Below are 23,711 nucleotides of genomic sequence, written 5' to 3' on the forward strand. Positions count from 1 at the left end.
AATGAAACAACTGGGCATAAACATTCATCCCTATCATTTTCAATGAATAACACAAAACGATCAAACCCTTGATCTAATAAAAGGTTTGATCGTTTCGTGTTTTAACATAATGAAAGAAGCGTCTACCAATCATTGAGTATACACCTTCTTTCTTATACTTACTTTGTATACGATCCTGCGTTTATTCAAATACTGTAAGCAGGAAACCTCTTTATAGGAGTGAAAAAAATGATAAGAGGTAAAAGTACAACCATTCATTTATTTTTATTATTGGCCGTTATCGCCGTTTTTATATGGTCAGTTATCAAGCCGGCAGGATACTTAACATGGGTACTGGAAGTGAGTCCTGCCGTTATCGGACTGATTGTTGTAATGGCAGCATACAACAAGTTTCGCCTTACTGCTCTTTCTTATATCATTATTGCAATTCTAGCCATTATGATGTTCATCGGCGGTCATTACACATACTCAAAGGTTCCCCTTTTTAATTGGATAAAAGATGTGTTCGATTTTAAACGTAATCACTACGACCGATTTGGACATTTTCTAAAGGGGTCGTTTGCCATTGTAATAAGAGAAATATTATTACGGAAAACTCCACTAACTACAGGCCCTTGGCTAGTTGTGATCGTTCTAGGCATTTCGCTTGCAATCGCTGCCTTGTACGAAATTACCGAATGGTTAGTTTCTAAGATAACAAAGGGAGGAAAAGCGGCTAAAGATTTTTTGGGTACGCAGGGCGATATTTGGGATGCACAATGGGATATGTCGTTTGCCTTAGTCGGCTCGATCCTGGCGTTGCTCATCCTGTCAAAACTACACGACCGGCTGTTAAAAAAGAAGTAATAATGAAGTTGATTTATCAAAATATTCAGTCTGAAGTGGTTTATCCTAAAAATCAAGTCCTTTAACCACCACAAAAATGGTGAGCTTAGTGTGTTGAAAAAAGTAGAAAATTTTCTGTTTTTTCATCTTGAACGAGCTTACAAAGGTTAAATCATTTGCGTGGATGTTTTTTATCCGCGTCAAATGATTTATGTGGATTCATATAGTTGCATTTTTGAATATCCTTACAATAGAAAATTTTCCATCCAAAAACTATTTGATTTCGTTAGAGAAGATGTAAACATATACAAGAGACGAGAGACTTTCTCTATAAAAGGGAGTAAAGGTTCTTCGCAAGATAGATAAAGCGTTATGGTTGCAGAAAAATTTAAAGATATAGTTAAATAAAAATAGTACACTGAAATCTTTCTAATGAAGGTGATTCTCCGTGACAAATATTCAAAGGCTGCACGACTTTTTGATAAGCCATGCAAATGAAGAACTTTTAACATCCCACAAAGAAATGATTTTAGAATTGAGTACTCCCATTATCCCTGTTACTTCAAAAGTCGGGATTTTACCTCTGGTAGGTGATATTGATACGTACCGTGCCAGAATCATTAGAGAAACAACGCTTACTCGGAGCAACAAATTAAAACTGGAATACTTAATTATCGATCTTTCTGGGGTTCCATATATGGATACAATGGTGGCTAATGAGCTCTTTCAAATCAATAAGGCACTTTCCCTATTGGGGATCAGTACGGTAATTACAGGAATAAGCCCTACGATAGCTCAAACCACCATACAGTTAGGGTTAGATTTTCGTAATATTTCTACTTATAGCAGTTTACAACAAGCCTTACCAATTATTATGGGGTAGAAGTTTTTTATGGGCTATATTCAACAAAACAAGCAAAAGGACCGATTTTCAGGCCGGCCTTTTGCTTGTTTTATAAAAAATTAACATTAAAATTCAACTGACAATCTTTATTCTCCTCAGCGAAAGTAACAGATTCCCCCAAAAAACCCCAAAAATTAGTATAGGCAATGATGGCCTGCTCTATTTCCTCTTTAGGAACTTCAAATTCAAATCTATGGATAATGTCATCAACGATTTCAATAGCCAATGATTGTGCATTTTCAGTAAGGTATTTAGCAGCACTTGAAATGGAATCCACCGTTTCTCACGTCCTTGCTTTCGTAATAATTGAATGATATCATCATTGGTGAAAAGGGATTTTTACACCGCGTTAGTTTGCAAAACGGAATTGTTCTCTTTCATTGCCGGCAATATAATTGAAAACTTTGTCCCCTTTCCCTTCTTGCTAAAAACTTCAATTTTGCCATCCATCGTCTCGATAATTCGATAAGTCACCATTAGCCCTAAGCCAGTTCCTTTTTCCTTGGTTGAGTAAAACGGATTCCCTAATCTTTCTATTTCTTCGCGTCCCATTCCTATCCCATTATCAGTGATATCGATTATCACTTTATGATCTCTTTGGTAACTATGTATTTGGAGTGTTCCTCCCTCCGGCATTGCCTCTACTCCGTTTTTTAGAATATTAATCAATGCTTGCCCAAGCTTTTTTGAGTCTCCCATTACAAACAAAGAATCCTGCATATGATATAGAACTTCAACATTTTCTATCGTTGCAAAACCCTCGATTATATTAATGATTTGCTTCAGTAGTTCCCCCATCTCAATAGCCTCATTTCTTTCCATCCGGGGCCTGGCATAGGACAAATAATCTTCAATAATGGATTCAGCTCTATCTAACTCACTGATGATTAAAGTCATATAACCCTTATTTCTTTTGTCAATTTCTTGACTATTGAGGAGTTGAATAAATCCGCGAATGACGGTCATCGGATTTCGAATTTCATGGGCAATCGATGCAGCCAGTTCACCTAATACATACATTTTTTCGGCCCGTTCAATTTCCTTCCGAAAAATAAAATTTTCGTGCATCATTTCAATGATATAGATGGCCATCCACATCGCCAGAACATGCAAGAGACAATAAACAACGAAAAAGCTGCCCATATTTGCATCGAGCCGTATTCCTGAATCGATCATTATAATGTAACTAATAATTGTAACCAAAAATGAGGAAAAAAATGAAAGGCCCAATCCAATAAAAAATTTTTTCTGAATTGTACCGCTCCTATATTTAGACATAAAAAAACAGGCAATACACATGATGATCACATAAGAGTAGATCGTTGTATAAAATCCATCCCCGCCCAAATAGAATCTATATGCGAACAACACAACGGTTAATACTCCCCCTGTAACATATCCTCCATATAGCATTCCCAGCAATAAAGGGATGATTCTTAAGTCATACACGTGTCCGGGAAACATCGACAACGGAAAAGACATGCATAATATAATAGTAAAAGCTGACAAGAAGAGAATGGCGAATTTTCTCTTTTTGTCCACAACAATGCTGTTCTTCTTTTGATTTAAGATGATCATAAAGCTCAAAAAAATTGAACATAAAATAATAAATATATTTAGGAGTAGACCTTGAACACCTACCAATTGCTTGCCCCCCTATGTAAATAATTCAAATACTTTCTTTTTTATCGAACTTTCAAATAATTATAGCATTTTTTAGTTACTATCAATCTATTAAACCATAAGAAAATCACTCAATAAACACTATTTAATGAATCAACATACAAGAAAAGGGAATTTTTCTTTCTTTCCTGTTATAATAAGAAAATCAAATTTTTTGGAAGGGACCTCTGTTTATGAATAGAAAATTTATTGTATACCTTGTATCCTTTGCTGCATTTTTAGGTCCGTTTACCCAGACGATTTATGCACCCATCATCCCGGAAGTGACACACTCCTTTCAAACCTCTCCATTTTTGGTCAACCTAACAATTTCGATTTTCACCTTGTTCTTGGCCTTGATGCAGATGATTTATGGTCCTTTGACAGATACAAAAGGAAGAAGAACTGTCATTTTGTTCGGCACTATACTATATATTTTCGCTTCTCTCGGCTGTTTCTTCTCTAACTCCATTTATGTATTACTGTTCTTTCGGGCGTTACAAGCCATCGGGATTGCGGCTGGTTCTGTTGTAGCGGTAACAGTGATCGGGGATTTATTTGAAGGAAAGTCCCGCGGCAAGGCGATGGCGACGTTTCAGATGATGGTAGCCCTCGGGCCGGTTATCGGACCAGTCATTGGCGGTTTTCTCGGTGGAACATTTGATTTTCACTCTGTCTTTCTCGCTCTAGCTGTTGTGGGGATGATTGTGTTTATTTGTAATCTTGCTTTTCTTAAGGAAACGAAACCAGAAGCTATTACGGGAAATCGATTTACACCAAACGATTTTTTCATCATCTTAAAAAATCGGATAGGTTCATCTATCATTCTTCTGGGATTTGTTCACTACTACTCCTTTTATAACTTTCTTGTCTTTCTTCCTCACCTTCTAAGTGAACGATATGGATTAACAGCAGAACAAAAAGGAATGGTATTTCTTCCTATGTCTCTTTCCATTATGATCGGTAGTTTCATAGGAGGAAAAATTCAGGAACGGTTTGAAGGACGTAATGTAGTCGTAACTACATCCTTTTTAAATGCAGCCTCTATCCTTCTGTTTCTATTTCTTTCATCCGTGTCACTTCCATTATTAATAGGGGTTATTGTTCTGGTTGGATTATTTTTGGGAACGTCATTACCTGTACAGACAACTTTACTCACACAAGCATTCCAAACCAATCGGGCAACGGCAGTAGGAGTGTATAATTTCTTCCGTTATATGGGGATGGCATGTGGACCAATGATTGGCACTATATTGTTTCACCTCGGGGGCTTTAGAGGATTGTACGGATTCGTTGTAATCGTCTTTTTTATTTGCTCTCTCATATTAATAAAACAACTTTTTAAATCAAATAAGGAAAATGAATCCATCCGCAAAGTGTCTATATAAATCCACAAAACCCTGAAGAGGATCATAGGCGAAGACTAGTGGTACATTAAAGTTCGATTTATATATAAATCCCGCTTATTTTCCCCTCTGTCACCGCTCCTTCTTCTATTTGCGCCTTTCTGTTTCTTCATCTTGAACGAGCTTACAAAGGTCTTCGTATAAGCGATTGCCAAGAACCCTTCATGTCGCTTGGCAATCGCTTATGCGTAAAGAATTTGACATGGGCGTTTTTGACTCATGTCAAATTCTTTACGTGAATTTATATATATAAATCCAATTTAATTTTTTAACATTCACTACTGATTTTTAGGTTATTTATGCCTTTCGGTTCTTCCATCTCGAATAAGCTCACAAAGGTCTTCATATAAGCGGTCGGGAAGAACCCGAAAGGGAGATTGCCGACCGCTTATGCATGATGAATTTGACATGGGCGGTCTTTGCCTATGTCAAATTCATCATGTGGATTTATATATTATTAATACAATAAAAAATTTATAATAAAATAGTTGTATATTCATAAAAACGTGTTAAAATACAATTAGTTGAATAAATATTAATTTGTTCAACGCCCTTGAAATAATAAAGAATTTATTTCATAATATTATTAATTTTTAAAAAATAAAAATGGGGGAAAAAGTATGGTAAAGAAAAAGTGGTTTTCATTAACCTTAATCAGCATGCTTGTTATTGGTTTATTAGCTGCATGCGGGACAAGCAATGATAAAGAAAATGCTTCTGAAGGAAATGCCGGAGGAAAAGAAGAAAAGAAAGTATTAACGATGGGTACATCTGCAGATTATCCGCCGTTTGAGTACATTGACACAGCAAAAGGTGATGAAATTATCGGTTTTGATGCTGATTTAGCAAAAGCCATTACGAAAGAACTTGGTTACGAAGTGAAAATAGTGGACATGGATTTCAATGGTTTAATTCCTGCAATTCAAGCCGGGAAAGTGGATTTTGTTATGGCAGGCATGACCCCTACTCCAGAACGTGAAAAGAGCGTCGATTTCTCTGAGCCGTATTACATTACTAAAAATCTTATTGTGATAAAGAAAGACAGCGGCATTAAAACAGTGGAAGATTTAAAAGGAAAAACAGTTGGTGTTCAAGTAGGCACGATTCAAGAAGAAAAAGCGAATGAAATTAAGAAAACTGTTGATATGAAGGTTGAAAACCGCAACCGCATTCCAGAAATTATTCAAGAAATGAATTCAAACCGCTTTGATGCGGCAATCATCGAAGATGTAGTAGCGAAAAACTACTTTGCAAAAGATAAGAACCTTACAGGCTTTGAAGTTCCTGATGCAGCGAAAAAGGGATCAGCTGTTGCGTTTCCTAATGACAGCAAGTTGAAAGCAGACTTTGACCGCGTATTAAATGAAATGAAAGAAAGCGGCGAACTAGACAAATTAATCGAAAAATGGTTCAGCGGCGAACAGCCGGCTAAATAATTTAAACAAAAGTATGGAGAGTGCGAATTTGGATTTTGCCAAAAGCGTGCTCTCCATTTTCTATGTTTATAGAAAATGACTGCCATAGCAATTCGTTAAAGGAAATGAAATTAACGAAACAATTTCGGAATATAAGATGGTTTTTTCTTCAGGTAGCCCCTGAATTTTTATTGATATTTACTTAAAAATTCTCTATAAAAAGAATCTGTTAGAATTTTATCCATCTTTTTTTATAAAAAAGATGGATAAAATTCCGCTTCTGTCCGTTTCACGATGAACCTCTTTCGTATATCCTAGCTAATGAAGCCGGGAAGCTTTAACTATCGGATGGGATGAAAATTTAGTCGGTAAACCCTTTGCCAACAGGATGGGAAATCCTGCGCGGTTAACAGGGTTTTTTCATTTTTAGACGAGAAAAGCGAAGCCGACTGTTCAGCTCCGACGTGCGTTGGAACTCCTGAGAAGGAACCGCTTTTTGGTTCCGCAGGAAGGAGTGAAACGTAGGAGGAGCTAGGAGGCGCAGCTGGACAACTAAGAAAAGCGAAGCCGACTGTTCAGCTCCAACGTGCGCGGGCAGCCGCTTATGCATAAATCATTTGACATAAATGCTTTTTATTTATGTCAAATGATTTATATAGATAAAAAAACAGCTGGTCCAATAACCAGGCTGCTTTTATGAGGTTAAAATGCTATATCGATTATGATGTACATTGGTGAGGTCGTTTTCAATTCGTAACAACTTTGTAAGAGTTGGATCAAGCAGTCTTACAATCACCGAGTTTTCATTGATTTTTATTACTTCTCCTGTTAGGGTCACATTTTCTTTTTGGCGCTGTTGAATCACTTCTCTCTCCCATTTAATCATATCCCCAATTTTAACGGCCGAATGGTTATGCAACAATCTTTTTTCTGATCTCATAGGCTTTCTCCTTCTAATTCTATATTACATTTGTTTTTAACTTTCCCCTAACTTTCCTTTTTTATTTATAAATCGCTCTTTAAGGAGCATACGGCAGGATAAGCGGTTACCCTGTTTTAGAGCTAAATATACTTTATCCTTGATTAATTACCTAAATTTTTATATTTTAAACCTCTTTAAAAAAAGATTTTGTATTTATATGAATGTGATGTAAGCAGTCAGCCTAGTCAGCCAGTATCTTTGTCATTTTAGTTATAGCAATGTGTATTTTCAACATTATAACCAAAACATACTTTTCTATCTGTTTATACTGTTTATATATATTTTGTTTTTATGTTTTCTTTGTTTAATTGTTTTTTGTTTTTATGTTTTAAGATTTTAAAAAGCTTGATATATCAACTTTTATCGAGGGTAACTATCACATTTTTTATCCTTGATATCACAGATTTTATTTTAGTTATCACATTTTTTATTCATAATCTCACGCTTTTTATTTGAACTCTCACACTTTTTATGTTAGGAATCACACATTTTATTTTCCAACTCTCACGCTTTTTATCCAATTTCTCACATATTTTATTCTAACCATCACATTTTTTATCTCAATTATCACAAGTTTTATCCCTAATCAGCACACTTTTTATCTTAACTATCACAGATTTTTTCTTTAACCATCACGTTTTTTATCTTAATTATCACAGATTTTATCTTTAACCATCACGTTTTTTATCTTAATTATCACAGATTTTATCTTTAACCATCATGCTTTTTATGTTAACTATCACACTTTTTATTTTAACCATCACATTTTTTATCTCCATTCTTTCCGCATTCCATTTTGTAGCTATTACACTTTTTATTTATGATTTTATGCACCATGAATGTCTTCAAAACACGCTAAATCCTTTAATTATGAGGTATTCCTGGCATTCTATAAAATTTGTTGCAAGCGGCAGTCCCATTAACTATCACATTTTTTATCTCGATATTGAATTTGCTTTGTAACTATCACACTTTTTATAGTAAAAAGCAGCAACTATCACAGATTTTATACTTTTAAAAGGATTTTGATTGATGTAATTATCACAATTTATTAAAATTAGTGATGGATAGCTAGGAGGCAGTCATATGCAGGAAGTCATAAAACAGGAGAAAAAAATTAGCCCCGATCATAAAGTAACCAAGTCAAATGATTTAATCGAAACCGCTTATAAGTTATCGTTGCAAGAAACAAGGATTATACATACACTTATTAGTATGGTTGAACCTGATGATGAACATTTCCAGGTTTATAAGTTTACTGTTAAAGAGTTTGCTAACATGGTTGGAATTAAGGGCAATATTTATCAATACATTCGTGAGATCATCACAGGGTTGCAGGAAAAAACCATTCCAATCAAACAGGACAAATCAACTCTTGTTGTGAATTGGTTAGCCAGCGCTGAATATTTTCCGGGTGAAGGCTATGTGGAATTAGAGATTTCTTCCAAGCTAAAACCATTTTTGCTCAATATGAAGAAACGCTTTACTTCCTATCAGCTCAAATATATATTGCAACTCAGTTCTTTCTATTCGATTCGAATTTATGAATTGCTAAAGCAGTATCAATTTTTACGGCATAAAACCCGTACGATTCCTCTTGAAACCTTAAGGGAATGGATAGGGCTGGAACCTAATACATATAAACAATACGGTCACTTCAAGAATCGAATCTTGTTAAAAGCCCAAGAAGATATCAATGAGGTCACAGATATGAAGTTTGAGTTTCAAGAAGTAAAGAGCGGGAGAAAAGTGGTCGCCATAGAGTTCCGTATCATTCCAAAAGATCATGAGGAACCAACTTTACTTCCAGCAAAGGAGAAGGTTATAGAGGAAAACTCTGTTGTACCTGTAGAAGAAGTCTCTGTGAAAAAATGGGGCGAGGAGCAAGCCGCATTACTCCGCAAACTTTTAAAATATAACATGGAGGAATCAACAGCTGCGTCTTTACTGGAACAATACGAGATTGAGCGTATAAAAAACGCCCTTGAATACACAGAGCAGCGATTGCAAACAAAGGAAATTGATAACGTTCCCGGTTATTTATTATCCGCTGTCAAAAAAGGTTGGGCGCCAAAAAGACGTGGTGTCATCAGAAAAGAGATGATTCCGTCATTTATGAAGGAAACAACGGAGGATGAAAAACTCTCTTCCTATCTCAAACGATTTGAATTACAAGAAAATTTCGAACATTATTGCCTAGAGGTTTATGAACTGAAGAAAAACCTGTCCATGGAAAAAGAGGATGCGGCCAAAATCGCTGCCTCAGAAGTGCGCAACACCCTTCGAATGGATATACAAAAACGAAAAGAGTTAGGATTGCCTATGAGGTTATTCGATGATTTTCAAAATGATCTTTTAAGAAGGTTGTACCAGGAAGCCATTTTAGAGCATCTATAGGATGAGACTAAAACCCATCAATAATAGCTAATAAGAAAATCCCTTATATAAATCTGTCGTTTGGGTTGTTATAAGGGTTTTTTTATGTTGCTATTTGAATATAATGCAATAGATGATTGGATACTTTTACCTTCTCCGGAAGGGATAGATTGAGTTTGCTGATAAAGTTATAATAAAGATAACCGGATTTTTTCCGGTAAAACTTAAAGGGGGTGATGTTCCTGTGAAAAATCGTGATAAAAAGCGGAAAAAGAAGCGTGATTTTTTGAAGGACTACTTGAAAAACAAGTTAAAAAACTGGAAGCCTCAACCTGGCAAAGCCCCTGTGTCCAACTATAAAACTTCCGCATAACAAAAAATGAAAGTGGACACATATGATGTCCACTTCTCTTTTTGTCAAATGGTTAAACTTCTCTGTTATATGTTCATTTTTTCATGTCGTAATTTTTATATGAAGCCACTTCAATTTCTCCTGACTTATCCATCACGATATTCAACACGCTATTTGAAATTCCTGCTTCCTCTATCAGAATTGTACGATCCCTTCTCCACTTAAATTCGGCAGGGGATCATAGAAATCCCCCCAATTCATCTCCATTTCTTCGCTGGACAGTAAACATTCATCCAGAAGGCGCTCCACTTCTTCTTGATCCATATCAATCCCAATGAATACAAGCTCCGTCATTCGGTCACCTGTTTCATTATCCCATCTTTCGAGAAGCTCCGGTTCTTCATTCAGTACTTCATTTCGTTCATCTTCCGGAAGGTCTGCTACCCAGTAACCTGCTTGTTCCAGCATAATGGAAGGACCGGCTTGGGACAGTAAAGTGGCTATACAACTACGGCTGGCAATCCACAAGAAGCCTTTGGAACGGACAACTTCAATCGGCCATTCTTCCAACAATCGGTTGAATCTATCCGGATGGAACGGGCGCTTTCTTCGGTAGACAAAAGAAGAAATACCGTATTCATCTGTTTCGGGGATATGTTCTTCATTCAATTCCTTTAGCCAGCCCGCACTTTGACTTGCCTGTTCAAAATCAAACAACCCCGTATCGAGCACTTCAGAAAGTGGAACATTCCCAAAGGATGTTTCAATCAGCTTTGCCCCAGGGTTCAATTTTCGAATAAATCCTTTTAATATGTCAGCGGTCTCTCTGTCCACCATATCTAGCTTATTCAAAACGATCACATTGGCAAATTCAATTTGATCGATTAACAAATCGACTACTTCCCTTGTATCTTGTTCATCTGTTGCTTGTTTTCGGTCCAATAGGCTTTCACCCGATGAAAAATCACTCCAAAAGCGATAACCGTCCACAACCGTCACCATCGTATCAAGTCGGCATGTTTTTGTTAAGTCAATCCCAAGCTCCTCATCCATATATACGAATGTTTGGGCCACAGGGATGGGCTCACTGATACCTGTTGATTCAATGACAATAGCATCGACCTGACCATTTTGCGCTAATTTTTCAACTTCAATCATCAGATCTTCTCGCAATGTACAGCAAATGCAGCCATTTTGCAGTTGAACAAATTTTTCCTCCGTTCGTGAAAAACCGCCTTGTTCAATTAATGCTGCATCAATGTTCACTTCACTCATATCATTGACGATAACAGCTATCTTCCTGCCTTCCCGGTTCGCAAGAAGATGATTTAAGAGAGTCGTTTTTCCAGAGCCAAGAAAACCACTCAATACAGTCACTGGAATCTTATTCATGTTATCCTCCTATTAATCACAAATCGTTATTATTACGATTTTATGGCGATAAAAAATTCATTTTTAGCCCTTTTCTTCTGGTATTGATATTTTCTGAACAGGCCGATTTTGGTTTTGATAAAGGCACCAATTTAATTCGCCTATCTTGATCATGTAACACGATTAAGTATTTGTATCTCTTTTTCTCCTCGCTATTTGGTTTCACGGTGCAGAGTATAACGCTTTAAACGTGGTGAGTATTTTTTTAACTCTAATCGATCAGGATTGTTGCGTTTGTTTTTCGTTGTTATGTAATTACGATCACCTGTTTCCGTACATTGTAGTGTTACTTTTACTCTCATTATGTAATATCCTCCTTTGATTAAACCGTAATAATTACGTTTTGTATTGTATAATGCTTTAACTTGCTAAGTCAAGAAGATTTTAGTCCAGTGCCAACAAACCATTGCTTTTAGCCTTATTAAGGGTGAGGATTGATGCTAAAAAAAATAAATAGAATTCCTATATATAGGATGTGGTTTGGGACTGTCTTAATGGCTATGATTTAATATTATATTTTCTTTTAGAACATAGTTTATTTAGATTATATTTGCGGATTTTACCCCTTTGTTTTTATTTTTTATTGGCAATATTTACGGCCAAGCGTTTTTGCCGTTCTCTTGTACAAGCTTGAATGGGTAGATTGACTTCTTTCAGGACGCATATTCCAGGAAGGTTTTTCACAAACTATCCGTTGTTATCTCGACTGAGAAATGGAGTGATTAAGATGGCAAAGGCAAAACAAGGGTCTCAAAAAGGAAAGCCGAATGCAGATACTGTTAATAACGTAATGGCTGCTGAAGAGCTTGAAAAGGCCATTCATCCTACGAAGCGTCAAAATTCCAGACAATAAAAACCCAATTCTTTACTTTCATTTCTTCCAATAATTTTTAAGTGCGACAAAATGATTTAAAAAGTGAAAAATGCCCCAAAACCATGAAAAAAACGATGGCTTTGGGGCCCCCCATAATATGGTCCCCTTTTCGTTTCCTTTCTTTCTATTTCCTATATAGCTTTTTATGTCCCTACAGGGTGAGTCTAATTGATGAAAGTATGTATCGAATGCTTAGTGCCATTTCTCCAATGCCCACATATGATAGGGTGATAACAATTAGGTGGTGACAACATGCAATACAATCAATGGTTTAATCCGCATATGGGGATGGCAAATCCGCCCATTTATCAAAACCTGTATACTGCGCGGGCGGTTTATCCTTCCTTTTACGGGCAGCCAAACGGCTATGTGCAGCAGGCATATGATGGATTCGAATATTATGATGAAGAGACAATGAGAACACCGGAAGATGTAAACCGGGTGATGCGAGTTTTGAATCAACAGTATGGAACCATTTATACGGAGATTCAAAGGGGCGGGATGGACCGAAAGCTTGCTGATTATTTATTTAGATCAACGGTGACGTTCGCAGATGAAAATTACAACAATTATACTGGCAACATCGATCAAAAAATAGAGCAAGCATCACGGCAATTGCAAAGGCGAGAACCATGGATTTTTGATATCATGAGAATTTACAGCGTATCCCCTGCATCACAAATTCGTATTGTCAACACAGTTTTAAGAGCTTCTTTCGAAAATCTCAGACCGGCGCCGCTGCCTCCTCGATAAAAAGACTAATTACCCGAAAAAAAACTCTGTAAGGTACTCCGTATACTCCTTACTTCCAATTCTTTAATAAGAAGCGTTAAATTTCGAGCATACTAATACAAGAACATACACGAATAGGAAGGAAGGATAGAAGATGAAGGAAAAGAAAGGAGAACCTCTCTTTCAAAGCGGCAACTTAGCAAAAAATGAATTAAAAGGATATTATGGACTGGATCCTGAAACAAGCCTTCAATCCGTCCATTTTGCGACAACCGAAAATGCTTATTTGAATGAGCATTACCAGGAAGATCCAAAAGAAAATGAATAAAGGGATGCATCAGTCTGAGATAGCTAGGAAAGCCATTTTCCACTGAAGAAACCCTTCATTAAAATCCTTGATGCTGCACGGATTCCTCATGAAAGGTTCTTTTAGTAAGATGACTAAAGGGTATGGTATCCACATCTTTTTAGTCATCTTACCCATTCCTTTTTCATTCCCTTTATCAGGATATTAACCACTTCGGGGCGACTAAATTCAGGAGGCGGTGTTTGGCCGTCGCGAATAATCATAAAATCAATTCATTTGGTTGACTAGTCTCCCGCCGTGTGGTTCCTTCGTATACAAAGCAATCATTCCTTTTGCCATCAAGATTCAATAAGAGTCATGAACTCGACAGCTTTACAGGCTTTCTCTAATAAAATCCAACAGTTTTTTTAGCGCTTCATCCACTGAAAGGACAGATGTATCCAGAACTATCTCTGGATTCTTTGGCTCTTCGTATGGTTGGGTTACACCTGTGAAGTTTTGAATTTCTCCTGCACGCGCCTTTTTGTACAGCCCTTTTGGATCACGCAATTCACATTCTTCGAGCGGACATTTTACATACACTTCAATAAATTCACCTTCTTCAAAAATGTTTCTTGCCGCTTTCCTGTCAGCTTCAAAAGGTGAAATAACAGCCGCTAAAACCACCACTCCCGCATCAACAAATAACTTTCCTACTTCAGCCGTTCTTCGAATATTTTCCTTCCGATCTTCCGGACTGAATCCGAGATTTTGATTCACCCCATGCCGCAAGTTGTCTCCATCAAGTAAATATGTCCGTACTCCCTCAGTGTACAATACCCTCTCAAGTGCATCGGCCAAGGTTGACTTGCCCGAACCTGATAACCCGGTGAACCAAATCATCATGCTTTTATGCTTGTTTAGCGCTTGTCTATCTTTCTTCGTAACGGTACTTTGATGCCAGACAATATATTTGTCTTGTCGTTCCATCTGCTCCATCCTTTCATACATAAATTATGGTCAACGATACTTAACCCTACTTTTTTAGAGATACATTGCACTCATAATTGATCCTCTGATATACTATTTATGCTTGTATGGGAAGGTCTGTTCCGAATATCCACATATGTGTAGACTTAAAATGGGAAAATTCTTACACAGTGAAGCGAGCTGTCTTCCAAGAAGACAGCCTCTTCTTATGACTGAAATGAAAATATAACCAATGTTCTTCTTCATTTGTTCCTTCTTGAACTTCTTCGTATACTGTTTCTGTCGCTTGTTCTTCTTTTCTGGCAGCAAGGTTATTCATTTTCTCTTCTTTTGCTTTCTTTCCTTCTTTTTGTTGTCTTTTACTTTACTTTCTTCTATTTTTCTATCTCCCTTTCCCGATAACATAATATATTCACTCTGAAAAAGAGGGACTAAGCTAAATGGCCATTTTGATGAAATATGTTCTTTGCTAATAAGTTCCGTCAAAAAAGTCACAGCCGAATTCACCCAGCCGATGGGCATCTGAATGAAAGTCAGATCCACCGGTCATAATGAGGTGATATTGCTGAGCATATGCCTTATAGCGTTCGTTATCCTCTCTCCCATGTTTCCGATGCCATACTTCAATACCGTCGAACGGGAATTGAAGTAACTCGTTGACTAAATGATCTTCCAGTACAATCGGATGTGCCAATACAGCGAGCCCTCCAGCATTGTGGATGAGACGGATTCCTTCTTCTGGTGTAATGATCATTTTGTCAACTGCACAAGGCCGGCCATCCGCTAAATACATGTCAAAGACTGTCTGAAAATCGTTGACATACCCTTTTTCTACAATCGCTTTCGCAATATGCGGTCTTGAGATGACTTCACCCTGGCTGTACTTGAGGACATCATCCATTGAGATAACCATGCCGATGTCTCGAAACTTACGGATAATCTGTACCGCACGGGTTTCTCTTTCATGTCGCATTGCTTGTAACACTTTGGTCAATTCACCCGCAGGTTTGATGTTGTAACCTAAAATATCGACTGTTTTTCCTTTGTACTTTGTGCTTAATTCAATTCCGGCAATCACCCGTATACCGAGATTAAGTCCCGCTTTAACCGCCTCGTTTACTCCATCCAATGTATCGTGATCTGTAATCGCAATGGTTTTCAGCTCTTTATCATAGGCTTTTTGCACAACCTCTTGTGGAGAATAATCTCCATCCGATGCCGTTGTGTGCAAATGTAAATCAAACAAACCAGACTTTACAATTTCCTGTAAATCCATTCCTTTATCTCCTCTCAAAAAAATAGACTGCCGATTTCCCCCGCTTCACGTAGTGTTAAATGGGGGTTGATTGCATATAAGAGCCCTATTAGATTAAAGATTAAAATAAGGCCACTTCCCATACATACGGTTTTCCTTGTTCAAAAAAAGAAATTTGTTCATTGGTTATGGACACGGCCTGATTGTATGAAAAACCCAATCTCCCGACAATTCTCTTTTCAATGGGGTGAAGATGATTATTGCAGCTCAAATAGTACTTATCGCGTTTGTTAAATAAAATTCTGTCCGGAAGCAAGACCTTATCAGTAATTCGATCTGTAATAGGTTCGCCATCCTGCCATTGATTGAGAAAATCCCGGTCGCAGTGAATGATCTCTTTCATATTGAAATGAAACTTATTTAGCGTAGCTTCATTCTTGATCAGCCGTTTCTTTTGATCTTGAATATAATAAACAGCGCGTGTATGTGTGTCTTTGACTAATAGAAGATTCGGAAAAAGGCTTACGTCGGTATAAATTGTCTCATTAATAGGGGGTCCTTCTCTGTATTTAAATAAAAGCGGATTATGAATTCGAATTATTTTCCTGCGATCCAGCTTCAGCTTTCTTAGCATGTTATGATCGATTTTTCTGCGCTTTTGCCGGTCAATAAAATAGATGTCCGTGTCTACTCCCGTTACAAGAATCCCGTCAGGCAGGTGGTCGGGCAGATGGATATTTAATTTTTGAAAGGACACTTCATTTTTCAGACAAACATCCAGGACCTTATCAATTGGATAAAAAGGCTCCCATTCGTTCAGCCTTTTCCAAAAGGCCGCATCCCCGTTATGCCAATACTTTGCATCTTCATCCCAATAGCTTCCGTATTTTCTGTATATTTTTTCTGCAATTGATCTTGTATGCATGACCGAGCAGTGATCGACCAAATTCGAAGCCTTTGTTAAGATTCCATTTGTTTTTCGAATAAATTCTGAAACAATATCTAACTCTGTGTCGACATTCTTCACTCTTTGCGCAGAATAAACAATATCAATGTCCGAATGTTCCCAAAAATAGTCAACCATCACTTCTAATCGATTCCGCAAATAAAAATTATCGTCCGTTAAATAAGAAATGTACTTTCCTTGTGTTAAGGGGAGTGCCTTATTGATTAAAACCGCATATCTTGTCTTTTTATAGCGTTCTTCATCTTTTACATAGCTGTTATAAAAACGAATGCGCGGGTCTTCCAAATATTTTTCAATCACTTTTTGCGTTTTGGCATTTGAAGCATCGTCCATAATAAACAGTTCCCAGTTTGTATACGTTTGGTCAAGTACACTTTGAATAGCCTCTCCTACAGTGTCTGGCTTGTTGTAACTTGTCATGACAATAGATACCACCGGTTTCAAATGAATCACCCTCTTTTACTGGAAAAGCAAAGTTATATGCTTTCCAAATTGTTGTCTTATTTTGGATTGTGCATCGTGCTTTACCCCATGAACGTCAAATATATAAAGCACAACTGAGAAGACCTTTGATAAAAATGAAAAATCAGAGCCTAATCTTGTTTGCCGGCTTTAAACATTTCTAATTCTTGTTTAGAGTCGGAATCTAGACTCTCAAGTTTTACTGCCAGCAATTCCTTAGTGAACGTATAAAGTTCTAAATCCATTTCATTTCTCTTCTCTAGCTCACTTAAAATGTCTTTAGGCATGTCAGTAACGGAAGGACGATTATTTGTGACATTTTCTTTTGAATAAGAGATATCTCCCCAATTAAACGTTTTTTTCATCAAGAAAATGGATTCATCGAACATTTCTGAAAGGCCCGCAACGGTAAAATTATTTTGGAGGTTCTTTTTGGCAAGATCCAGATCTGGTTCATGAATGCATCCTGAGATTCGCCTCGTTTGCTGGTTGGATGATTTTAGCGGGAAATGGTGGATAAACTCCATAAGAGACATGTTCTGGACTTGAGGATATGCTTTATGATGAGGCCTTCTTAAAATGTAATAATATTCTGACACAATCCGATCAATCGGATTTCTTAGTATCGTAAAATATTGGTATGGCCGCTTAAAGTACTCGTGAAGACCATACCAACAATGACCGCCCACACACTTTAATTGATCGATTTTCCTTTTCTCTTTTAATTTAGGAATCATATCTTTCTCCATATGAAACCATACTTCCTTAGAATGATATTGCTTTTTAATAATGTTTTTTAATGTTGTTCCCCCGGTTTTGGGAATATGCATATAGATAAGCAAACGTTTCTCTGCTGTCATCCATACTTCCCTCCTCTTTGTTTTGCATGGAAACTCTTATCTTGTAATTCTCCAATTTTTTCTTATTTTATATAAATCCACATAAAGAATTTGATATGAGCAAAAAACGCTCATGCTAAATTCTTTACGCATAAGCAGTTGGCAAGCTCCCTTGCGGGTTCTTGCCAGCTGCTTATACAAGAACCTTTGTAAGTTTATTCAAGATGAGAGAACAGAAGAGCCATGAAGAAGATAAAAGGCAAGGGTTGATGTTAAAAAGTTAAGTGCCCTTTTCGATACAAATACTCAGTTAACGAGTTTTTCCAATTTACCATTTGATAGATTTCATTGATCTTTGTATTGTCGAGTACACTATATACCGGCCTTTTAGCCTTTGTTGGATAGCCTGTGTGCAGAATAGGGATTAAATCCACGTCCATATTTAATTGGACAAAAATTTCCTTTGCAAACTCGTACCAGCTGCATTCTCCTTCCCCTGAACAATGATAAATACCATAAGCATCTATTTTCTTATCAATAAAGGTGAATACAGCTTTTGCAATCTCTAGTGTATGCGTTGGAGACATTACTTGATCGTCGACAACTCTGATTGTCTTTCCCTGTTTTCCCAACTGGATCATTGTTTCCACAAAATTTCCGCCTTTTCCGCTCGCTCCAGCTTTTCCGAATAGAGAGGAGACCCGGAAAATGAAATATTTATCATGAAAGTTGCTGATGAAATGTTCACCCGCAAGCTTGGAAATGCCGTAAACGTTAAGCGGGTTTGCACAATCGTCTTCTTTGTAAGGCCGGTTTTTCTTTCCGTCAAAAATATAATTCGTTGTAAAGTGATACAATACTTTATCATGCTCGTGACAATATTTTGCCATCTCCGATACAGCAAGACTGTTCACCACAAGAGATTTGGATGGAAAGTCCTCACACTCATCTGTTTTATGGTAGGACGTACAATTGATAAGTATGTCAAATTCAACTTGAGAAAAAAATTGGCGGATATCATCTTTTTCTACATCTAAGTCTTTTCGGTAAACATCGATTAGCTCATATTGCGGAAAAGAGGAAAAAACAAAATGAATGTCCGTTCCAAGCTGACCGTTCGCTCCTAAAAGAAGTATCCTTTTCATTTATCATCCTCCTAATATTCTCTCCACCGGTGTGTCATTCTTTTAATCTGTTTTATTTTGCTTTTTTACACGTTTTTAGTGAGAATTCAAAGTCCAACCATATGTGTTAAGTTTCAATATCCAAAATTCCGCCGTACTTTTCCACCTCTTTTATGATTTGGTGCCATTTCATTAAGTCCTTATACCAATTCAATGTAATGGTATGCTCTGATTTAGTCAGTTTCCCGCTTTCCAGCTTCCTGTATACTTCAAGTGCCCCATCTGCACCGGACCATTTTGCTTTCCAATTTAGTGTTTGTTCGATTTTATCAAAATTCACTCGGTACGATCGGTGGTCTGGGTCTCCGTACCACTCGATTTTGACTGTTTTCGGGAGGGCGCTCACAATTTCTTCCGCTAGTTCCCCCAGCTGATAATTGTTTTCATTGGACCCTACATTAAAAATCTGGCCATTGATCAGGCTGCGCTCCGCTTCAAGAAGCAGGCACATCACATCAGTCGTATCATCGACATGAACAAACGGTCTCCATTGCGTGCCGTCCCGCATTAATGGAATCACCCCATTTTCCCATGCACCGTATGTCATTCCATTAATCGCTAAGTCAAACCTCATTCTTGGTGAATATCCAAAGGCAGTCGCCTGTCTGATGACGGTAACAATGAAGGTTTGGTCTGCTAGAGGGAGTACGCCTAATTCGGCTTTCTCATTTGCCTTTGCGTATACTGTAAGAGGGTTAGTCAGTGAAGATTCGTCTACTATGGCATCTTGATCCTGAAATCCATATAAACTGCAAGATGATGACAATATATATCTTTTAACGCCCATTTGTTTCGCTGTCACGGCTGTATGAACCCGGGAGATATGGTTAATTTCATACGTAGCTTTTTTAAATAACTCTCCACTTGAATCATTTGAAATCGCAACGAGATCGATGACGGCATCTACTTCTGCAAAATGTTCTGGCTTCAGCCTGCGTGTATCTTCTTGAATGATCCTTAAATTCTCATGAGAGTTTAATTTATCGTGTCCGAAAAAATACCGGTCTACAGCTTTTACCTTATAGCCTTTTTCCAAAAGTTTCGGAACTAACGCACTTCCTATATATCCGCCGGCACCAGTCACAAGAACTTGTTTCACCACAGCCCCTCCTTAAAAAGAAAATTATTTTCGGCGTTTTCAAGCAATGGAAGGTTTTTATCTTTCTCCGATAAGATCGGATCGGCAACCGGCCAAGCAATTTCTAATAGAGGATCATTCCAATAAATTCCTCGATCATGCTTAGGTGAATAAAATTCATCAACCTTATACATAATCTGTGTATTGTTTACCAATGTGCAAATACCATGGGCAAATCCTTGCGGTATGAGGATCTGCCGTTTATTTTCTTCGCTCAATATAACTCCTGCCCATTCCCCGAATGTAGGGGAGCCTATCCTGATATCTACCACAACATCATATACAGCGCCTGATAGTACCCTGACAAGTTTTGTTTGAGCTTTTGGATTCAACTGATAATGAAGCCCCCTGATCGTTCCTGCCTGCACCGACAGTGAATGGTTATCTTGAACAAAATGGTGTTCGATTCCCAGTTCTTTGAATTCTTGCAGATTGTAGCTTTCCATGAAAAATCCGCGATGATCACCATACACATGCGGTTCTATAATATATACGCCGTCCAGCTTTGTTCTAATTTTTTTCACTTTCCCCATCTCCTTTCTACTTTTTCAACATTTCATCCACGATATAGCCAGCAAACGGGATGGAACAAGTAAAGCCTGGTGGCTAAAAAGAACTCCCTTGATTTTATGCGAAATGGTCCGTCTTGGTTTTACTGAATTTCACAGGACGGACCATTTCATGAAGCCGGTTCAATGGAAGTGAGTCTCTTGTCTTTTGGCCAGCCTATTAACATCTATCTTGAACTTAATCATTGCATAAGTCCCTGAAAACAAATTGATTGGATTGATGCAGCGATTCCGGAGTACCGGCATCGATCCACCATCCCTTTAAAAAATCGAACTGCAAGCTATTGGTTTTAATGTACAAATTATTGACATCTGTAATCTCAAATTCTCCCCTATTGGAAGGTTCAAGAAGCATAATATATTCGAATACTTCCGGGCCATACATATAGATGCCTGTTACGCAGTAATCAGATGATGGATTTTTTGGTTTTTCCATGATATCTAGGATACGATTATGGGCCAAATCTAATGTTGCAATTCCAAATCGATGTGGATCACTCACACGCTTGAGTAAAATCCTTGCTCCTTCAGACTGCTGTTCAAAAGCTTGGATATATGGAACTAAGCTGTCCTGGAAAATATTATCTCCAAGCAGCGCAACAAACTTTTCGCCTTTCACAAATGTACTTGCAATACCCAAGGCCTCAGCAATACCGCCTGCGGCAGGCTGAATCTTGTATGTTAAACGAACGCCCAGTTCTTCGCCAAGTCCCAGCAAAGAAATAAAAGATCCGAGATCGTGCTGGTTTGTAATGATTAAAATATCGTCAATACCAGCTTCCCTCAATTTTTGAATTGGCCAATAAATCATCGGATATGGACCGACGGGAAGCAAATGCTTATTGATAATACGCGTTAAAGGCCTCAACCGCTTACCCGTTCCTCCCGCTAATATAACTCCTTTCATGCATCTACCACTCCTTAATACGATCATTAAAGTTTATGAGAAAGTGCGGGATAGTGTTTGATGAAAAAAAACTTTTTTTAGAAAATAGTGACTCGTAATCACTGGCCTAGGGAGCATCAGCTTTTGATACAAGAATTTTTTTAGGAAGCCTTATTGTTCCATAAAGACAAAACGATAAGGTATCTGTACATTTTTCCCTATACATAGCAAAAGACCGGCAGAAATCCTGTCAGTCTCCTTATATCATCATTTTCATGCTTGGATTGCATTCATTGTATGGCTTCATTGAAACACAACCTTGATTTCGAGTACTTGGCTCATTCGTACGAAATAAACCGTTCCCACGCTTTTAACTAAATGTTACTCTATCTTTTTTAATACAGCCCTTACTGGACTTCCATCAGCTTGTGCAAGCGGAAGCGGAAGGGCTGATAGGTCATAATCCCCCGGGGCCACATCATCAAGGACAATCCCTTCTAAAATATGAACCCCGTGTCGGGCCAATTCGTGATGGGCTGACAGCTCTTTACTATCCAAAGGATCCACAGACGGTAAATCAAGGCCGATGAGCCGAATACCGCGTTGTGAAAGATAAGAAGCCAATTCTGGTTCAATATGAGGGATGGTTTCCGGAAAAACAGAGCGATTTTGCCATGCTCCTGTATAGATTAATAGGCGTGTTACTGCTTCAAGATTTACGCTTTGCAATTCATCTGCTCCGATCTTTGTCTTGTTTGATAGATGGATGACGCGGGCAGGACCAATGTATAAATTGATATCTAAATCAATTACTCTTTTTCCTTCATCATCAAAATGAAAAGGGGCATCAATATGTGTACCTGTGTGGATGCTCATTGTGATTTGACCTACATTGACTGACCCGCTGTCCTCTTTACTCCAATTTATATGGTAAGAGAAAGGAGTATCCCCGGGCCATACAGCAACTTTTTCATCCAGCCTTTGTGATATATCAATCCATGCGTTCATGATGCTTTCCTCCGTATCTTGTTTCTAAGAAAGGAAAAGGGCCTATTATCCAGCCCCTTACATACAAAATTTGCTTCATGCTATCCCGTTAAAGCTTCGTTCTTAAGGACCATAATTCAGGGAAGAAATGCTGATCAAGCGCTCTCTTTAAATAAGTTACACCTGATGAACCTCCTGTTCCCTGCTTATGGCCAATGATCCGTTCGACAGTGCTCATATGGTTAAAGCGCCATAACTGCTGTTGGCTGCCGATGTCCACCAATTTTTCTGCCAGCTCGTATAAATTCCAATATTGATCAACATCGCGATAAACCGTCAGCCATGCTTCCTCTACACTCGCATTCGGCTGATAGTTTTGGGACCAGTCCCTGTCAAGAGCATCCTGGTCAATCGGCAATCCACGGACTGCGAGAGCTTGAATCGCTGCGTCATAGATGCTTGGTTCATGAAGCGCGTCCGTCAGCATTTTGTAAAGGTCGGACTGATGTTGATAGACTAATAAAGTATGAGCATTTTTGTTTCCCAACGCAAATTCGATTAAACGGTTCTGATAAGATTGAAACCCGGATGAATGACCCAATTTGTCCCGAAACTCCATGTATTCGGCAGGAGTCAACGTGGACAGGACACTCCATGATTGGATCAATTGCTGCTGAATTCTCGATACACGTGAGAGCATTTTAAAAGACGGTTCCAAATCGTTGCGCCGAATACATTGAATGGCTGCGTTTATCTCGTGTAATATGAGCTTCATCCATAGCTCACTTGCCTGATGAATGATGATGAAAAGCATTTCATCATGATGATCGGATAATCGATGTTGGCTGGATAAAATCTTATCGAGATGAAGATAACTTCCATACGACATTTCTTTTTGGAAATCTGTATGAATCTCTTTCTCCAATCCCGACTTGGCGTTTGTTTCATTATTATTGACGTTTACCATACCGTCACCCTCCTTTTTTTATTTATACATATTGCTGCTTTCTATATAAGGCCCACTAAATTTTCCAACATTAGCTTTCGCTTTTTATACTATTCACGACTCTTCTGTTCTTACATCTTGAATCCGCTCAAAAAGGTTCCCGTATAAGCCTTCGTCAAGGGCCTGCAAGGGAAATTGGCGGAGGCTTATGCGTAAAGAATGTAACATGGGCGTTTTTTGCTC

24 protein-coding genes are annotated in these 23,711 nt (G+C 37.9%); 8 read left to right on the forward strand and 16 right to left on the reverse strand.

What is annotated here, in order from left to right:
- The first annotated feature begins 228 nt into the window (after positions 1–228).
- Complete coding sequence (locus tag ACFOU2_RS11715; RefSeq protein ID WP_377915302.1) at positions 229–846, forward strand: DUF2238 domain-containing protein; 618 nt, start codon at positions 229–231, stop codon at positions 844–846.
- Positions 847–1,273: 427 nt separating this feature from the next.
- A complete protein-coding gene (locus ACFOU2_RS11720; RefSeq protein ID WP_377915304.1) occupies positions 1,274–1,708 on the forward strand; it encodes an STAS domain-containing protein in 435 nt (144 codons plus the stop codon).
- A 70-nt stretch (positions 1,709–1,778) separates the two neighbouring features.
- Here the strand turns inward: ACFOU2_RS11720 and ACFOU2_RS11725 are convergent, their stop codons facing one another.
- Positions 1,779–2,006, reverse strand: coding sequence for a hypothetical protein (locus ACFOU2_RS11725; RefSeq protein WP_377915306.1), 228 nt, complete (start codon positions 2,004–2,006; stop codon positions 1,779–1,781).
- A gap of 62 nt (positions 2,007–2,068) precedes the next feature.
- On the reverse strand, positions 2,069–3,373 hold the full coding sequence (locus tag ACFOU2_RS11730) for an ATP-binding protein (protein WP_377915308.1): 1,305 nt from the start codon (positions 3,371–3,373) through the stop codon (positions 2,069–2,071).
- Between the two features lie 212 nt (positions 3,374–3,585).
- On the opposite strand from ACFOU2_RS11730, the gene ACFOU2_RS11735 reads away from it, so the two are divergent.
- Together ACFOU2_RS11735 and ACFOU2_RS11740 are read left to right on the forward strand one after the other, a co-directional pair.
- The gene (locus tag ACFOU2_RS11735; RefSeq protein WP_377915310.1) at positions 3,586–4,779 is read left to right on the forward strand and encodes an MFS transporter; all 1,194 of its coding nucleotides are present in this window, start codon (positions 3,586–3,588) and stop codon (positions 4,777–4,779) included.
- A 638-nt stretch (positions 4,780–5,417) separates the two neighbouring features.
- Complete coding sequence (locus ACFOU2_RS11740; RefSeq protein WP_377915312.1) at positions 5,418–6,233, forward strand: transporter substrate-binding domain-containing protein; 816 nt, start codon at positions 5,418–5,420, stop codon at positions 6,231–6,233.
- 673 nt (positions 6,234–6,906) lie between these two features.
- Here the strand turns inward: ACFOU2_RS11740 and ACFOU2_RS11745 are convergent.
- Entirely contained in the window at positions 6,907–7,152 is a 246-nt protein-coding gene (locus ACFOU2_RS11745; RefSeq protein WP_377915314.1) for a DUF2187 family protein, read from the reverse strand.
- Positions 7,153–8,280: 1,128 nt separating this feature from the next.
- Between ACFOU2_RS11745 and ACFOU2_RS11750 the strand changes: the two genes are divergently transcribed.
- Positions 8,281–9,591: a replication initiation protein gene (locus tag ACFOU2_RS11750; protein ID WP_377915316.1), complete on the forward strand. Its 1,311-nt coding sequence runs from the start codon at positions 8,281–8,283 to the stop codon at positions 9,589–9,591.
- A gap of 526 nt (positions 9,592–10,117) precedes the next feature.
- On the opposite strand, the gene ACFOU2_RS11755 is transcribed toward ACFOU2_RS11750, so the two are convergent.
- Positions 10,118–11,314, reverse strand: a complete 1,197-nt coding sequence (locus ACFOU2_RS11755; protein WP_377915319.1) for a GTP-binding protein — start codon at positions 11,312–11,314, stop codon at positions 10,118–10,120.
- Positions 11,315–11,505: 191 nt separating this feature from the next.
- Entirely contained in the window at positions 11,506–11,655 is a 150-nt protein-coding gene (gene rpmG / locus ACFOU2_RS11760) for a 50S ribosomal protein L33 (RefSeq protein ID WP_377915321.1), read from the reverse strand.
- 425 nt (positions 11,656–12,080) lie between these two features.
- Between rpmG and ACFOU2_RS11765 the strand changes: the two genes are divergently transcribed.
- The 3 genes from ACFOU2_RS11765 to ACFOU2_RS11775 all read left to right on the forward strand — a co-directional run bounded on the left by ACFOU2_RS11765 (position 12,081) and on the right by ACFOU2_RS11775 (position 13,287).
- Positions 12,081–12,206 (forward strand): hypothetical protein, encoded by a 126-nt coding sequence (locus ACFOU2_RS11765; protein WP_377915323.1) that lies wholly within the window; start codon positions 12,081–12,083, stop codon positions 12,204–12,206.
- Between the two features lie 273 nt (positions 12,207–12,479).
- Positions 12,480–12,980: a hypothetical protein gene (locus ACFOU2_RS11770; protein ID WP_377915325.1), complete on the forward strand. Its 501-nt coding sequence runs from the start codon at positions 12,480–12,482 to the stop codon at positions 12,978–12,980.
- 133 nt (positions 12,981–13,113) lie between these two features.
- On the forward strand, positions 13,114–13,287 hold the full coding sequence (locus ACFOU2_RS11775) for a hypothetical protein (RefSeq protein WP_377915327.1): 174 nt from the start codon (positions 13,114–13,116) through the stop codon (positions 13,285–13,287).
- Between the two features lie 351 nt (positions 13,288–13,638).
- Here ACFOU2_RS11775 and cysC read toward each other — a convergent pair whose 3' ends face one another.
- The 11 genes from cysC to kynA all read right to left on the reverse strand — a co-directional run bounded on the left by cysC (position 13,639) and on the right by kynA (position 23,489).
- Positions 13,639–14,235, reverse strand: a complete 597-nt coding sequence (cysC, locus tag ACFOU2_RS11780; RefSeq protein WP_377915329.1) for an adenylyl-sulfate kinase — start codon at positions 14,233–14,235, stop codon at positions 13,639–13,641.
- 163 nt (positions 14,236–14,398) lie between these two features.
- The gene (locus ACFOU2_RS11785; RefSeq protein ID WP_377915331.1) at positions 14,399–14,554 is read right to left on the reverse strand and encodes a hypothetical protein; all 156 of its coding nucleotides are present in this window, start codon (positions 14,552–14,554) and stop codon (positions 14,399–14,401) included.
- A 150-nt stretch (positions 14,555–14,704) separates the two neighbouring features.
- On the reverse strand, positions 14,705–15,511 hold the full coding sequence (locus ACFOU2_RS11790) for a PHP domain-containing protein (protein WP_377915333.1): 807 nt from the start codon (positions 15,509–15,511) through the stop codon (positions 14,705–14,707).
- 100 nt (positions 15,512–15,611) lie between these two features.
- The gene (locus tag ACFOU2_RS11795) at positions 15,612–16,892 is read right to left on the reverse strand and encodes a glycosyltransferase (RefSeq protein WP_377916372.1); all 1,281 of its coding nucleotides are present in this window, start codon (positions 16,890–16,892) and stop codon (positions 15,612–15,614) included.
- 158 nt (positions 16,893–17,050) lie between these two features.
- On the reverse strand, positions 17,051–17,779 hold the full coding sequence (locus ACFOU2_RS11800; RefSeq protein ID WP_377915335.1) for a sulfotransferase family 2 domain-containing protein: 729 nt from the start codon (positions 17,777–17,779) through the stop codon (positions 17,051–17,053).
- Between the two features lie 251 nt (positions 17,780–18,030).
- Entirely contained in the window at positions 18,031–18,903 is an 873-nt protein-coding gene (gene rfbD, locus ACFOU2_RS11805) for a dTDP-4-dehydrorhamnose reductase (RefSeq protein ID WP_377915337.1), read from the reverse strand.
- Between the two features lie 106 nt (positions 18,904–19,009).
- A complete protein-coding gene (locus ACFOU2_RS11810) occupies positions 19,010–20,041 on the reverse strand; it encodes an NAD-dependent epimerase/dehydratase family protein (protein WP_377915339.1) in 1,032 nt (343 codons plus the stop codon).
- On the reverse strand, positions 20,038–20,604 hold the full coding sequence (rfbC, locus tag ACFOU2_RS11815) for a dTDP-4-dehydrorhamnose 3,5-epimerase (RefSeq protein WP_377915341.1): 567 nt from the start codon (positions 20,602–20,604) through the stop codon (positions 20,038–20,040). Before rfbC ends, ACFOU2_RS11810 begins: the two co-directional genes overlap by 4 nt.
- Positions 20,605–20,827: 223 nt before the next feature.
- Complete coding sequence (locus ACFOU2_RS11820; RefSeq protein WP_377915343.1) at positions 20,828–21,556, reverse strand: sugar phosphate nucleotidyltransferase; 729 nt, start codon at positions 21,554–21,556, stop codon at positions 20,828–20,830.
- 360 nt (positions 21,557–21,916) lie between these two features.
- Positions 21,917–22,543 (reverse strand): arylformamidase, encoded by a 627-nt coding sequence (kynB, locus tag ACFOU2_RS11825; protein ID WP_377915345.1) that lies wholly within the window; start codon positions 22,541–22,543, stop codon positions 21,917–21,919.
- Positions 22,544–22,631: 88 nt separating this feature from the next.
- Complete coding sequence (gene kynA, locus ACFOU2_RS11830; RefSeq protein ID WP_377915347.1) at positions 22,632–23,489, reverse strand: tryptophan 2,3-dioxygenase; 858 nt, start codon at positions 23,487–23,489, stop codon at positions 22,632–22,634.
- Between the last annotated feature and the right edge of the window lie 222 nt (positions 23,490–23,711).

It is taken from the genome of Bacillus songklensis (genome assembly GCF_042649685.1).
Taxonomy (GTDB): Bacteria; Bacillota; Bacilli; order Bacillales; family Bacillaceae_H; genus Bacillus_BA; species Bacillus_BA songklensis.

Coding starts and splice junctions, on each gene's coding strand:
- ACFOU2_RS11740 (WP_377915312.1), top strand. CDS start 5,418: ATGGTAAAGAAAAAGTGGTTTTCATTAACCTTAATCAGCATGCTTGTT.
- kynA (WP_377915347.1), bottom strand. CDS start 23,489: ATGGTAAACGTCAATAATAATGAAACAAACGCCAAGTCGGGATTGGAG.
- ACFOU2_RS11770 (WP_377915325.1), top strand. CDS start 12,480: ATGCAATACAATCAATGGTTTAATCCGCATATGGGGATGGCAAATCCG.
- ACFOU2_RS11765 (WP_377915323.1), top strand. CDS start 12,081: ATGGCAAAGGCAAAACAAGGGTCTCAAAAAGGAAAGCCGAATGCAGAT.
- ACFOU2_RS11790 (WP_377915333.1), bottom strand. CDS start 15,511: ATGGATTTACAGGAAATTGTAAAGTCTGGTTTGTTTGATTTACATTTG.
- ACFOU2_RS11800 (WP_377915335.1), bottom strand. CDS start 17,779: ATGACAGCAGAGAAACGTTTGCTTATCTATATGCATATTCCCAAAACC.
- rfbD (WP_377915337.1), bottom strand. CDS start 18,903: ATGAAAAGGATACTTCTTTTAGGAGCGAACGGTCAGCTTGGAACGGAC.
- ACFOU2_RS11755 (WP_377915319.1), bottom strand. CDS start 11,314: ATGAATAAGATTCCAGTGACTGTATTGAGTGGTTTTCTTGGCTCTGGA.
- ACFOU2_RS11715 (WP_377915302.1), top strand. CDS start 229: ATGATAAGAGGTAAAAGTACAACCATTCATTTATTTTTATTATTGGCC.
- ACFOU2_RS11745 (WP_377915314.1), bottom strand. CDS start 7,152: ATGAGATCAGAAAAAAGATTGTTGCATAACCATTCGGCCGTTAAAATT.
- cysC (WP_377915329.1), bottom strand. CDS start 14,235: ATGGAACGACAAGACAAATATATTGTCTGGCATCAAAGTACCGTTACG.
- ACFOU2_RS11750 (WP_377915316.1), top strand. CDS start 8,281: ATGCAGGAAGTCATAAAACAGGAGAAAAAAATTAGCCCCGATCATAAA.
- rpmG (WP_377915321.1), bottom strand. CDS start 11,655: ATGAGAGTAAAAGTAACACTACAATGTACGGAAACAGGTGATCGTAAT.
- ACFOU2_RS11820 (WP_377915343.1), bottom strand. CDS start 21,556: ATGAAAGGAGTTATATTAGCGGGAGGAACGGGTAAGCGGTTGAGGCCT.
- ACFOU2_RS11785 (WP_377915331.1), bottom strand. CDS start 14,554: ATGAATAACCTTGCTGCCAGAAAAGAAGAACAAGCGACAGAAACAGTA.
- kynB (WP_377915345.1), bottom strand. CDS start 22,543: ATGAACGCATGGATTGATATATCACAAAGGCTGGATGAAAAAGTTGCT.
- ACFOU2_RS11775 (WP_377915327.1), top strand. CDS start 13,114: ATGAAGGAAAAGAAAGGAGAACCTCTCTTTCAAAGCGGCAACTTAGCA.
- ACFOU2_RS11735 (WP_377915310.1), top strand. CDS start 3,586: ATGAATAGAAAATTTATTGTATACCTTGTATCCTTTGCTGCATTTTTA.